The following is a 12,058-nucleotide window of genomic DNA, read 5'->3' as shown; positions in this document are numbered from 1 at the left end:
GTTGTCCGATCCGGGGGCTCACACGACCATGAACAGCACGGCGACGAAGATGCTCGCGGCCGAGAAGGTCATGGTCCGCGAGGACCAGGTGTTGAACCATTGTTGAAAACTTGCGAGGTCGCGCTTGAGGGCAGTGGGCTGGCGGGTCCAGGACTGCTTGTCGAGGCGGAAGAACACGTAGATCTTCATCACCGCGCCGACGATCTGGTTGTAATAGAGGATCAGCGGGTAGGCCGGGCCGACGTTGTGGCCCGAGCACAGCAGCATGACGGTGAGGATCAGCCGGGTGATGCCGATCCACAGCAGGTACACCAGCAGGAACTGCAGGCCGAACTTGAAGCTGGCGATCACCGCCACGGTCAGGCCCAGCAGGCTGGTCCACATCGACACGCGCTGGTCGAGCAGCACGATGCTGGTGAACAGTCCCAGGCGCTTGAGGCCCAGGCCCAGGGCACGGGAGTTCTGCCGCAGGTTGTTGCCGTACCAGCGGTACATCAGCTTGCGGCTGGCCTTGATGAAGCTTTTTTCCGGCGGGTGCTCGACCGTGTTGATCGCGGCATCGGGCACGTAGAAGGTGTCGTAGCCCAGGCGCATCAGGCTGAACCAGCTGGACTTGTCGTCGCCGGTGAGGAACTTGAAGCGGCCCAGGCGCCAGTGCATCAGCGAGTCGCTCTCGACGTCGGCGATGAACTCGGGGTTGGTCACCACGCTTGCGCGGAACATCGACATGCGCCCGGTCATGGTCAGCACGCGCTTGGACAGGGCCATGGAGCACATGTTGATGTGGCGCTGGGCGAAGCGCAGCTTGTGCCACTCGCTCATGATGTAGCCGCCGCGCACTTCGCAGAACTCGTTGGTGGTCAGGCCACCGACGTTGGGGTACAGGCCGAACCATGGCACGGTCTTGCGCACCACGCCCTCGGCCAGCACAGTGTCGCCGTCGATCACCGCCACCACGGCGTTTTCGTCCGGCAGCATCCGCGAGATGGCGCGGAAACCATAGGCCAGGCCGTCACGCTTGCCGGTGCCGGCGATGCGCACGATGTCCAGAGTCACGTGGGACGGTGGGTTGTACTTGGCCCACAGGCTTTTCACCAGCAGCTCGTCGGACTTCTCCACCAGCGAGCAGACCACGGTGGTGGGGAAGCCGCAGTCGATGGCCTCGCGGATCACCGAGCTGTACACCTGGGCGGTGGTCAGGGCCTCGATACGAAAGCTGGTGACCATCAGGTACACGTGCGACGGGTCGGCCGCCTGGCCCAGCTTGCGCACCTTGCGGCGCAGGTAGGGGTACACGATGTACAGGAAGATCATGCCGCGGATGAAATGGGTGGCGCCCATGGAGTAACGCCAGATGCCGACGGCACCGACCAGGAAGATGAAGTGCTTCGACTGCGAGTCGAAGATGTCGCTGGGCAGGGCCAGGGCGATCAGCATGAGCAGGCTCATGTAGAGCAGCCAGCCGGCGCATTGCAGCAGCATGGTCTGGAACCTTTGCATGTTCGGCATCCGTCGAGAATTCGGGGGAGGTCGAGCGGCGCGCTGGGGAGGGACGCGCCGCCCGGCCGGGTTTACCAGCAGATACCTTCGGTGCGGCTGGTGGCGCAGGTCGGCTTGCTCATGAAACCGACCAGGTCGATCACCTGCTTGCCTTCCGGTGCCTGCTGGGCCAGGGCGCGGAACTGCTCGTCACGGTTGCCCAGGATGATGATCTCGGCGTTGTCCACCACCTGCTCGAAGTTGGCGTTGAGCAAGGAGGAAACGTGGGGGATCTTCGACTCGATGTAGTCCTTGTTGGCGCCGTGGACACGGGCGTACTCGACGTTCTGGTCGTAGATGTCGAGCTGGTAGCCCTTGCCGATCAGGCGTTCGGCCAGCTCCACCAGCGGGCTTTCGCGCAGGTCGTCGGTGCCGGCCTTGAACGAAAGGCCGAGCAGGGCGACCTTGCGCTTGTCGTGGCTCTCGATGATGTCAAAGGCGTTCTGCACCTGGGATTCGTTGCTGCGCATCAGCGAGTCGAGCAGCGGGGCGCGCACGTCGAGGCTGGCGGCGCGGTAGGTGAGGGCGCGCACGTCCTTCGGCAGGCACGAACCGCCGAAGGCGAAGCCTGGGCGCATGTAGTACTGCGACAGGTTCAGCGCCTTGTCCTGGCAGACCACGTCCATCACCTCGCGGCCATCGACGCCTGCGGCCTTGGCGATGTTGCCGATCTCGTTGGCGAAGGTGACCTTGGTCGCGTGCCAGACGTTGCAGGTGTACTTGATCATCTCGGCCACTTCGACCGGCTTGCGGATGATCGGTGCGTCGAGCTCTTCGTACAGGGCCTGCAGCACGTCGCCGCTGGCGCTGTCCAGTTCGCCGATGACGGTCATCGGCGGCTGGTCGTAGTCCTTGATCGCGGTACTTTCGCGCAGGAACTCCGGGTTGACCGCGACGCCGAAGTCGACGCCGGCCTTCTTGCCCGAGCAGTCTTCCAGAATCGGGATGACCACGTTCTTCACGGTGCCCGGCAGCACGGTGCTGCGCACCACCACGGTGTGACGGCTGGCCTTGTCGCGCAGCACGTAGCCGATCTCGCGGCATACCGACTCGATGTATTCCAGGCCCAGGTCGCCGTTCTTCTTGCTCGGCGTGCCCACGCAGATCATCGACACGTCGCTGGCGCGGATGGCTTCGGCGAAGTCGGTGGTGCCGCGCAGGCGGCCGTTGGCGATGCCCTGTTGCAGCAGTTCTTCGAGGCCCGGTTCGACGATGGGCGACTTGCCCTGGTTGATCAGGTCGATCTTGGTGCTGGAAACGTCCACACCAATCACGTCATGGCCTCGTGCCGACAGGCAACCTGCACAGACTGCACCCACATAACCCAAACCAAAGATGCTGATACGCATCGCATTCACCTCATGTGTTTATCACGTCAGCCCTTCAGCGAAGAGCCGACTGGGTTGATTGACCAGCAGTTTTCGGGCGCACGGATCCATGGCGAATTGACACTTCACCGAACGCAGGCATGAATAAATCCGGAGCGCAGAAGTTATGCACTCAAAGTTGGCAGTCAAAGGCCAATATTAAAAATGGCGTGCCCTGAAATGCAGCCGTCGTTATTGCAATTCACCGCTGGTGAAGTGCTGTGCTTGTTTTTTCAAGTGGATAAATCCTTTGAAATCAACCACTAGGACGAATTTTAGGGGCGCTTGTCTCCTGCATGGATAATGGCTTTTGGCACTTCCTGTACCGCCGTTGAAGTTTTCGGGCCGGTTGAGAATGGCGGCCCTTTGTCATCTGTAAGTCATCTCTCACGCCGGGCGCTTGAAACGCGTTACGGGTGCTATGAGCCATCTCCCTTGGCAGAAGTTCCGGGGGCGGTTTCGTCACCATGAAAGATTTCTAAATATTTTTTCAGAGGGAAATACTTTCAATCTGATAGCACGCGGCAGTTTCGTCCCCGTATATAAAGGGCGAAATCGCAGGGGGATGGTTTTAGGCCATCATGCGAAAAATTTTTTCAATTTTCGTCAAAAAACTACGAACGGTCTTATGGCGTTTTGCAATATGGATAGGACTGTTGGTTTTTTGGCGTCTGTAATTTGGCGAATTCAAGGGTGAGCGCGTGCCCCGTTGCAGGGCAAGGGTGGGGTGGGGCTGCGAAGCAGCCCCCGGGGCCATCAACCCTCAGCGTGATCGCGCAGGAACACCAGATGATCCGGCTTCGACTGCTCGGCGCTGTAGTAGTACCCCTGCACATCAAAGCGCTTGAGCTGCTCCGGATCGTTGATCCGCTCCTGGATCACGAAGCGGCTCATCATTCCGCGGGCCTTCTTGGCGTAGAAGCTGATGATCTTGTACTGGCCGTTCTTCAGGTCCTTAAAGTCGACATCGATCACCCGCGCCTTGAGCGCGCTCTTCTTCACCGCGCTGAAGTACTCGTTGCTGGCCAGGTTCAGCAGCACGTCGTCACCCTGGTCGGCCAGTGCCTGGTTCAGCCACTCGCTGATGCGCGTGCCCCAGAAGGCGTACAGGTCCTTGCCACGGGCATTGGCCAGCTTGGTACCCATTTCCAGGCGGTAGGGCTGCATCAGGTCCAGCGGGCGCAGCAGGCCGTACAGGCCCGAGAGCATGCGCAGGTGGTCCTGGGCGTAGCTGAAGTCGTCCTCGCTAAGGCTCTCGGCGTCGAGCCCGGTGTACACGTCGCCCTTGAACGCCAGCAGTGCCTGCTTGGCGTTGGCCGGGGTGAAGTCCGGGGTCCAGCTGCCGAAGCGGGCGGCGTTGAGGCCGGCGAGCTTGTCGGAGAGGTGCATCAGCTCGGCGATCTGCGCCGGCGCCAGTTCGCGCAGTTGCCCGATCAGTTCCTGGGAATCGTCCAGGTACTGGGGCAGGGTGTGGCGCTGGGTTACCGGCGGGGTGTCGTAGTCGAGGGTCTTGGCGGGGGAAATCACCGTCAGCATCGGGTCGGCTCCTGGAATCGTCGGGCGAATTCTACGGGGCCGCTGGCACAACGCCAAACTATGGCGACGATAGTCACCGAACATCGCCACATTAAACCGCGGTTGGTCGCGTTATAGTGCGCGCCATGCCTTCAAGGAGATTGCTCATCGTGCGTATCGCGTTTGCCCTGTTCGCCGGGCTGCTCAGCCTGGGCGCGCAGGCGGCCCCGGCGGATTTCGTCAGTTTCGATCGAGCGCTGTGGCCTGAGCAGCTGGACAGCCCGACGCTGTTCGACGTGGCATCGCGGGCGGAGATCCTGTCGTTCGCCCGGGTGCTGCACGAAAGCGAGATGCTCGACGAGCAGGCGTTGACGGCCCGGCTCGGCCTGCGCCAGGTCAACCTGACCGTCGTGCGGGCCGTAAGGGCACGTCTGTGGCAGCGCCTGTGGACAAGTTATCAACAGGCGCAGAAGAGTTGCGAGCAGGATGCCTCGTTCTGCTACCCGGTCGATTCCATGGCCGACCTGCGCACGCAGTCCGCCGTTTTCGCCGAGGATGTCGGCACGTTCTATGCAGGATGGGTCGAACCTAGTCACCAGTTCCACACGCGGTACCTGGATGAGCAGTTGCGCAAGGCCGCGCTTTTCCCGCAGACCACCAGCGAGGTGGCCAAGCTATCCAGCCGCGAGCGCAATGGCGAGGCACTCAACGACCGGATGTTCCTCCTGACCTTCGTTGGCGGCCCGGGGCCGCAGGGCGGCAGCACCGATGCGGTGGCCGACTACCTGAGGCGGCAAAAGCTCGACGGGATTTTCTTCGTGCTCGGCAATCGTCTGCAGCAACGTCGCGACGCCGGCCCGGTGGATGAGCTGTATGCCGGCCAGTGCGTGGGTATCCAGGGTTGGGAGTACCGCTCCCACGCCCAGTGGCAGGACTGGCAGGATTCGCTACGACGCAGCCAGGCACGGGTCCAGGCCGACCTGGCGGAGCAGTACGTGCCCTTGTTCCGCCCGCCCTACGGCCAGCGCCGCGCCGATGGCGAGGCGTTCATGGACAGCCAGCAGTTGCGGGTATCGTTGTGGGACATCGATGCCCAGGATGACGGGCCGCTGACCGCCGAGGCCTCGGCACAGCGGGTGCTGACGCTGATGCTGCTGTGGCGCAAGGGCGTGATCCAGTTCCGCGACAACCAGCCCAAGGCGCAGCCGGCGCTGGAGTGGTTGCTGCAGCACACGGCCCAGAGCGGAATCGGCTGGGAGGATTGCCGGGAGTACGCCCGGCGGGAATAAAGAAGGGCGGGCGGATCAGTGCGCCAAGGCGCCGCATTGCGCCTCCCGTTGCATCGACTCCAGGTTGCGTTCGATCGTCTCGCAGATCGTGTCCATCGGGATCTGGTGCTCGCTGAAGCGGAACGGGCTCTGCAGGTCCGTGCCGATCCGCTCGATGGCCAGCAGCATGAAGCCGACCACCGTCGAGGCCAGCGGCGTGAACCAGCCTAGCGACTCCACCAGCCCCACCGGCACGATCAGGCAGAACAACGTGATGAACAGCCGCGGGAAGTACACATAAGGGTAGGGTAGCGGCGTATTGGCGATCCGCTCCATCCCGCCCTGGGCGTTGGACATGTCCACCAGGGTCGATTCCAGCCGCGCCAGGCGAATGCTGTCCAGCCGACCGGCCTGGTACTCCTGGGCCAGCAAGGCCGCCGAGCCGCCGAGGATATCATTGGCGAAATTGTTCGAACGATTGCGCCGCTCGAACTCCCCGGGCGGTATGAAGGCCATCAGCTCATCCGGGCACTGCTCGCCCTTGAGGTGCGCCGCCAGGCAGTTCACGTAGGCGATATGCCGGCGCAGCAAGGTCGCCTTCACCGGGTTCGGCCCATCGACCGGATCATCGACCAGCGTCAGCACCTGCCGGGCGAAGCTGCGCGAGCTGTTCACCAGCGCCCCCCATAGCGTGCGCGCCTCCCACCAGCGGTTGTAGGCGCTGCTGTTGCGAAAGCTCACCAGCACCACCAGCGCCGAGCCCAGCAGGGTGAGCGGGATCAGCGGCAGGCTGAACTTGCTGTTGAAGAACAGCATGAAGTCGATGGTGACCAGCACGTCCCAGATCAACAGCCAGAACAGCGACCAGCCGATGTAGCCGAAGGTCTTGACCACCAGGCGGAATTTGCGGGCGAGGAGGGCGTTCACGTGGGGGAACCTCGATGCGGGGGATGCAGGTTCCGACGTCGCGGGAGGGGCAAGGTTCGGTGGGATTCGTCGCAGGGTGTAACGGGAATTTACCGATCGCTCAAAGGTTGCGCGGGCGATTTTAGGCGGACTTGCCCCGCGAAGGGCTGCAACGCAGCCCCAATCCAGGCCACACCGCACACACGTAAATCACCTCAACCTCAGCTCAACTCCTGCTTCATCTGCACCAGCGCTACCCGGGACCCATCCGGCGCCCGCCGCTCCTGGATCCCGAACGGCACAAAACCCAGCTGTGGATAAAGCAGCAGCCCTGCGGTGTTGTGATTGAAACACGACACCCAGACCTCCCGCGCCGCAAAGGCTTGGAGAGCCAAGTCGATCATGCACTGCACCAGATAACGTGCCACGCCCTGACCCCGCGCAGTTGGGGCTACAACCACATTACCCAGTGCGCAGACGCCTTCATACTCGGCCTTGTAGAAATTGGCGAAGCCAACGATCACCCCGTCGATTTCGACCACCGTCGAGCCGCTGCGCTGGGCGATGGCTTCGCTCAGTTGCGCGGGAGTGAGCGGGTAGGTGGCTTTGGGGAACATATAGAACAGTTCGTCCGGGCCTTGAGGGAAGTCGCAGAGCGTGGCGATGTCGGCAGGGCGAACGGGTCGATGGCTAAGTGGCATGGATGATGTTCCGCAGTTTTGAGAAAATGCCAACCCTGTGCAACTGATAGCGGGATGTCAATTCTGGGCAGGCTGCTTACAGTGAAGCGACCTCAGGTGTGTTGCCCAGGGCGTGCAGGACAAGTCGATCAAACAAGTTCATTGGCCGTTTTCCAGTCGATCAGCTCCAGATTGCGTCTGGTCCGCTTCATGTCGGCCAAGGCCAGCGAGGCTTTGGCGCGCCATAGGCGGCAGCGGTCGTCGTAGTCGAGTTGGCCGTTGAGTTCGAGAGCGGTACGGGTGGTATGGACGAACTCGACCGTGCCGAAAGCTGCGCAGCTTATGGTCTGGCTTCGTCCTGACGACATGATAGTCAGCCAGTTCTGTGGTACCTGAGAGATCACTCCGATATCGCTGAGGGCGCACTCGAGGCTGATGTAGTTGAGGTTGTCAGCTCGCAAGCGGGCCGCGGTGTGATAGAGCACGAGCCCAGGGTTGGGTTTGGCCGGAGTGAAGAGGTAAAGCCCCCTGCACGCCCTGATCAGGATGCTGTCGCTGGACGCCCTGCTCAGCAGCGAGCGATAGGCGCCGTCGGACAAGCGGGCACCAGGGCACGCATATCCGCTGGCGTGAACAGATAGCGCTGGGGCGTGGCGAGGTGGTGCAGGCTTCGATAGAGGTACTGAAGCGGCTGCGCAGGCATGGATCGATCAACAGAAAGTCACGGTTTGTGGAACTTAGTGTAGAGCGGCAGCTCTGGCTACACAGTAAGTTGTACTTTGTGTGATTTTCTGTACAGGAAGGGGGCTAGCGGCGAAGGTTTTCTGGGCTGTTGTAAGGGGCACTCAGAAATTCTCACTTGGTTGCAGCCCTGTTCCCCTCGCTCACCCGTGTAGTCAGCTTAGAAAAAGGCGCTGGCGGCTATTGCGTACCTGGTCGAGTTTTGAGTTGCTACGCGGCAGTGAACAAATCAGCCATGGAACAGGCTTCTGCGATCATTATCTGAGCTGCCGTGTAGGCAGCTCAGATAATTCTCTCCAAGGCTGCTTGAAATTGTTCCGGGTTCACTGCCGTATAGGCAGCTTAAAAATCCATCGGCGGATGAGCCGGGCATAGCCAGTGGTTCTCTGCCGTACAGGCTGTGGGTCACTGAGTCGCTACGGTGAGCAAGGCTTCATGCCTCTTGGCGCCCTGGCATACAAGACCTACTGCGTTGGCGCGAGGTTGATGACACTGTAGGTAAACTCGTAGTCCTTGCGCACGCTGCCGTTTTCGTCGTCCTTCACCTTGACCCGATCATCATCGTGTACGACCAATACTCGGTGCTGATCGAGTACTTCGACACCTTCCGGCTTGTTGGCGAACTTTATCGGTGCTCCATCCTTGCCTCTGACGGGTTGTGGCTGTCCTGCAGCGCCTTTTTCCAGAGGTAGCATCCACAGGTAACCACCGAGGACATCGCCTTTTTCGAAGCTGGTGACGGCATAGAAACGGTCATTGTTGTAACGGTCGAACTCGATGCCTGACAGTCCAAGCTCCGCAAGCGAGCCGTCGGGCAGTCCCAGTTCACGCGCGAGTTTGTCGGGTGTGAGGTCCAGGATGACCTTGAACGCATCGCCCAGCATCAGTTCTCCATCGAGCGGCTTCAACGAAACCGAGAGCAGCAGGAATGAGAAAGTGGCCGTCTTGCTGTCCTGACCGTACTTGCGCAGGCCGATCAACAAGGTGTCGTCGGGGGCGGTTGTCAGTGCTTCGACCTGGAAATAAGACGTGGCGGGCGACTGGGCGCCTCCTTCCTGCTGTTTGTGCAAGTCGATCGCCTTGAAGATCTTTTCCCGCAGTTCGCGCGAGCTGGTGATACCGCCTCGCGTTGAGGGTGACAGGACCTTGGCCTGGTCCGGCGCGATTACAGGCCAGTACACCAAGGTATTGAGCACATCGAGCCCGGGATTATCGAGGGTGCCTTCCTTGTTGAATGCAGTACTGGCGATGACGAATTTGCCGTCCAGGGTGGTGGTCAGGGCTTCGTATTTGTCAGCCTGGCTCAAGACCTGGTTTTCCAAGTAGGTCGGAGGGCCGATGGCCAGGTCGTCCTTGAGCTGCATCGTGAACACTGCGGAGCCAGCGGGGGTGGGCATGCGCTTGTCATTCACGAGGATCAACCCGGCACCGCTGCGCACAACTCCGGACACCTCGCAATTGACCTTCTGTACAGGGCTGAAGCAGGGGGCGATAAAGTGTTGCACCGACTCGGCGGTGACGGCCATGACGCTGGTCGTGGACAGGCAGCACAGCACGCCTGCTAACAGGATGGATACGTTCCGTGTACACATGCGCTTGATACCCTGGCAGTTGGGCGCCTGATTGCGTCCTTCACGGTCAACATACCCATTGTCTCGAGCCGGGGTAACTGGCATTTTTGCCAGGTGCGAGGCAATGGCGAGAGCTGAGGGAAGGGCAGCTGCCAATTGCAGGCGCAAAAAAACCGACCATAAGGTCGGTTCTTTGCGAGTCCTGATGTCCGAGAGAGCCTACCTACAGGTATATCGCATCACTCGTACGGCTATCAGCCGCCTGATTCACTTCAGCGAAACTTCATTGAACTTGAGTGCCTGCTCTTCATTCATGCGAGTACGGAAGATGAGCTTGATGGATGGCGAGCGCTCGATCTTGCGATCAGCTTCCTGGAAAACCAACGTGACACGGGTGGGCACAGTACGAATCAGCTGGAACTCACCCCATGGATTGTTGCGTTGCTGGCCTACGCGCATTTCGCCGACACGCAACGGGGCGCCTGCTTCGTCGAACAGGCGGGAAGCGTTATCGAAGCGGAAATCACGGTCCATGCCCTGGTTGGTCAGCTCGAAGGTGCAGTTGGGGAAGCGGCCAATGTTCTCGCAACCGATCAGTTCGAACCTGACGTCATCCACCACCTCAAGGCGCTTGCCAAGCAGGTTGTTGCCTTCGTTTTCGACCACGGTCGATTGCACCTTGGCGAACTCGAAGGAAGGCTTCGCATACTCCGTACCCAGAATGAAGAAAATGAACGAGACCGCGGCGATCAGGAAGGTCAGCAGCGTGCCGTGCAGTACTTTGGGCAGGTTGCGCATCTGCCAGCAGATCGACAGGCTGCCAAGCAGCGTGAAGGTACTCACCAGCAGCACGATATTGCGCCAGTTGATGAAGCCAAAGCCAAACACGCTGGGATCAGGCACCAGGTAAGTGATGACAGCCCACATGCCGCCGAGCAGTACACCTATCCCTGTCATTACCTTGGCCACGAGAGATGTGATTCGGCTGCTACGTGTGGAAGGCAAGGTCTGTTCTGCCTGGATCATGCGAACTCCGTTTCGAGGCTGGGATAAAGCGCTAGGCTGATTGCAAACTGACATTATCGGCATCTGAAACGGTTTTGGTAAAGCGCATGACCGAGGGAGGGGATGAAAAGACGAGGGATCGAGCACATCGACGGATGCACTGATTTGCAGGCACAAAAAAACCGACCATAAGGTCGGTTTTTTCTGGATCTTGGTGCCCCGAGGGAGACTCGAACTCCCACTCCTTTCGAAAACGGATTTTGAATCCGCCGCGTCTACCAATTCCGCCATCAGGGCTTGTGGCGCCGCAGTATAGAGAGGTCGCCAAAGGCGGTCAATCGGCTTTCATGGTCAATTTTCACGCATTGGGCTAAACTTCCCGGCCCTGTCGAACCCGAACATCATCATGCGCGTCGCCGATTTTTCTTTCGAACTCCCCGATTCCTTGATCGCCCGCCATCCACTGGCCGAGCGTCATGGCAGCCGCCTGCTGGTGCTCGATGGCCCCAGCGGCGAACTGGCCCACAAGCAGTTCACCGACCTGCTCGACTACCTGCGCCCCGGCGACCTGATGGTGTTCAACAACACCCGGGTGATCCCGGCGCGCCTGTTCGGCCAGAAAGCCTCCGGCGGCAAGCTGGAAGTGCTGGTCGAGCGCGTGCTCGACAGCCACCGCGTGCTGGCCCACGTGCGCGCCAGCAAGGCGCCGAAAGAAGGCACGCAGATCCTCATCGACGGCGGAGGCGAGGCCGAGATGGTCGCGCGCCACGACACGCTGTTCGAACTGCGCTTCAGCGAAGAGGTGCTGCCGCTGCTCGAGCGCGTCGGTCACATGCCGCTGCCGCCGTACATCGACCGTCCCGACGAGGGCGCCGACCGCGAGCGCTACCAGACCGTCTACGCCGAGCGCGCCGGCGCCGTGGCCGCGCCCACCGCCGGCCTGCATTTCGACGAAGAGTTGCTGGCGAAGATCGCCGCCAAGGGCGTCGAGCGCGCCTTCGTCACCCTGCATGTGGGCGCCGGCACCTTCCAGCCGGTGCGGGTCGACAAGATCGAAGACCACACCATGCATAAAGAGTGGCTCGAAGTGAGCCAGGACGTGGTCGACGCCGTGGCCGCGTGCCGCGCCCGTGGCGGCCGGGTGATCGCCGTGGGCACCACCAGCGTGCGTTCGCTGGAAAGCGCCGCGCGCGATGGCGAGCTCAAGGCCTTCAGTGGCGACACGGACATCTTCATCTTCCCGGGCCGGCCGTTCCATGTGGTCGATTGCCTGGTCACCAACTTCCACCTGCCGGAGTCCACGCTGCTGATGCTGGTCTCGGCCTTCGCCGGTTACCCCGAGACCATGGCCGCCTACGCGGCGGCGGTCGAGAACGGGTACCGTTTCTTCAGTTACGGTGATGCCATGTTCATCACCCGCAATCCGGCGCCACGCGGCCCAGAGGATCAAGCATGAGTCGCACCTG

10 protein-coding genes and 1 tRNA gene are annotated in these 12,058 nt (G+C 61.1%); 2 read left to right on the top strand and 9 right to left on the bottom strand.

The window, feature by feature from the left end; all coding sequences use genetic code 11:
• Positions 1 to 18: 18 nt before the first annotated feature.
• The 3 genes from AC25ND_RS11150 to yaaA all read right to left on the bottom strand — a co-directional run bounded on the left by AC25ND_RS11150 (position 19) and on the right by yaaA (position 4,442).
• Entirely contained in the window at positions 19 to 1,500 is a 1,482-nt protein-coding gene (locus AC25ND_RS11150) for a glycosyltransferase family 2 protein (RefSeq protein WP_062364571.1), read from the bottom strand.
• A 71-nt stretch (positions 1,501 to 1,571) separates the two neighbouring features.
• The gene (locus AC25ND_RS11145) at positions 1,572 to 2,888 is read right to left on the bottom strand and encodes a nucleotide sugar dehydrogenase (RefSeq protein ID WP_096048667.1); all 1,317 of its coding nucleotides are present in this window, start codon (positions 2,886 to 2,888) and stop codon (positions 1,572 to 1,574) included.
• A 774-nt stretch (positions 2,889 to 3,662) separates the two neighbouring features.
• Positions 3,663 to 4,442 carry a peroxide stress protein YaaA gene (yaaA, locus tag AC25ND_RS11140; RefSeq protein WP_028689572.1) on the bottom strand — a complete coding sequence of 260 codons (780 nt, stop codon included), beginning with the start codon at positions 4,440 to 4,442 and terminating at the stop codon, positions 3,663 to 3,665.
• 149 nt (positions 4,443 to 4,591) lie between these two features.
• Here yaaA and AC25ND_RS11135 point away from each other — a divergent pair, with 149 nt between their 5' ends.
• The gene (locus tag AC25ND_RS11135) at positions 4,592 to 5,710 is read left to right on the top strand and encodes a polysaccharide deacetylase family protein (protein WP_486976305.1); all 1,119 of its coding nucleotides are present in this window, start codon (positions 4,592 to 4,594) and stop codon (positions 5,708 to 5,710) included.
• 15 nt (positions 5,711 to 5,725) lie between these two features.
• On the opposite strand, the gene AC25ND_RS11130 is transcribed toward AC25ND_RS11135, so the two are convergent.
• The 6 genes from AC25ND_RS11130 to AC25ND_RS11105 form a co-directional block, all read right to left on the bottom strand.
• Positions 5,726 to 6,616: a bestrophin family protein gene (locus tag AC25ND_RS11130; RefSeq protein WP_028689574.1), complete on the bottom strand. Its 891-nt coding sequence runs from the start codon at positions 6,614 to 6,616 to the stop codon at positions 5,726 to 5,728.
• A 200-nt stretch (positions 6,617 to 6,816) separates the two neighbouring features.
• Complete coding sequence (locus AC25ND_RS11125; protein ID WP_028689575.1) at positions 6,817 to 7,296, bottom strand: GNAT family N-acetyltransferase; 480 nt, start codon at positions 7,294 to 7,296, stop codon at positions 6,817 to 6,819.
• A gap of 128 nt (positions 7,297 to 7,424) precedes the next feature.
• Entirely contained in the window at positions 7,425 to 7,874 is a 450-nt protein-coding gene (gene abiEi / locus AC25ND_RS11120) for a type IV toxin-antitoxin system AbiEi family antitoxin (protein WP_486976304.1), read from the bottom strand.
• A gap of 606 nt (positions 7,875 to 8,480) precedes the next feature.
• On the bottom strand, positions 8,481 to 9,542 hold the full coding sequence (locus AC25ND_RS11115; RefSeq protein WP_280063409.1) for a hypothetical protein: 1,062 nt from the start codon (positions 9,540 to 9,542) through the stop codon (positions 8,481 to 8,483).
• A gap of 312 nt (positions 9,543 to 9,854) precedes the next feature.
• Entirely contained in the window at positions 9,855 to 10,613 is a 759-nt protein-coding gene (locus AC25ND_RS11110; protein WP_028689578.1) for a hypothetical protein, read from the bottom strand.
• 191 nt (positions 10,614 to 10,804) lie between these two features.
• Positions 10,805 to 10,889, bottom strand: a tRNA-Leu gene (locus AC25ND_RS11105).
• Positions 10,890 to 10,998: 109 nt separating this feature from the next.
• Here AC25ND_RS11105 and queA point away from each other — a divergent pair.
• The gene (queA, locus tag AC25ND_RS11100; protein ID WP_028689579.1) at positions 10,999 to 12,048 is read left to right on the top strand and encodes a tRNA preQ1(34) S-adenosylmethionine ribosyltransferase-isomerase QueA; all 1,050 of its coding nucleotides are present in this window, start codon (positions 10,999 to 11,001) and stop codon (positions 12,046 to 12,048) included.
• Positions 12,049 to 12,058 lie beyond the last annotated feature (10 nt).

Source organism: Pseudomonas sp. P110(2024) (assembly GCF_057480795.1).
This window is presented reverse-complemented; position numbering and strand designations above follow the sequence as displayed.

Excerpts from the sequence above, each read along its gene's own strand:
- AC25ND_RS11110 (WP_028689578.1), bottom strand. The coding sequence starts at position 10,613 with ATGATCCAGGCAGAACAGACCTTGCCTTCCACACGTAGCAGCCGAATC.
- AC25ND_RS11145 (WP_096048667.1), bottom strand. The coding sequence starts at position 2,888 with ATGCGTATCAGCATCTTTGGTTTGGGTTATGTGGGTGCAGTCTGTGCA.
- yaaA (WP_028689572.1), bottom strand. The coding sequence starts at position 4,442 with ATGCTGACGGTGATTTCCCCCGCCAAGACCCTCGACTACGACACCCCG.
- AC25ND_RS11150 (WP_062364571.1), bottom strand. The coding sequence starts at position 1,500 with ATGCAAAGGTTCCAGACCATGCTGCTGCAATGCGCCGGCTGGCTGCTC.
- AC25ND_RS11115 (WP_280063409.1), bottom strand. The coding sequence starts at position 9,542 with ATGGCCGTCACCGCCGAGTCGGTGCAACACTTTATCGCCCCCTGCTTC.
- AC25ND_RS11125 (WP_028689575.1), bottom strand. The coding sequence starts at position 7,296 with ATGCCACTTAGCCATCGACCCGTTCGCCCTGCCGACATCGCCACGCTC.
- queA (WP_028689579.1), top strand. The coding sequence starts at position 10,999 with ATGCGCGTCGCCGATTTTTCTTTCGAACTCCCCGATTCCTTGATCGCC.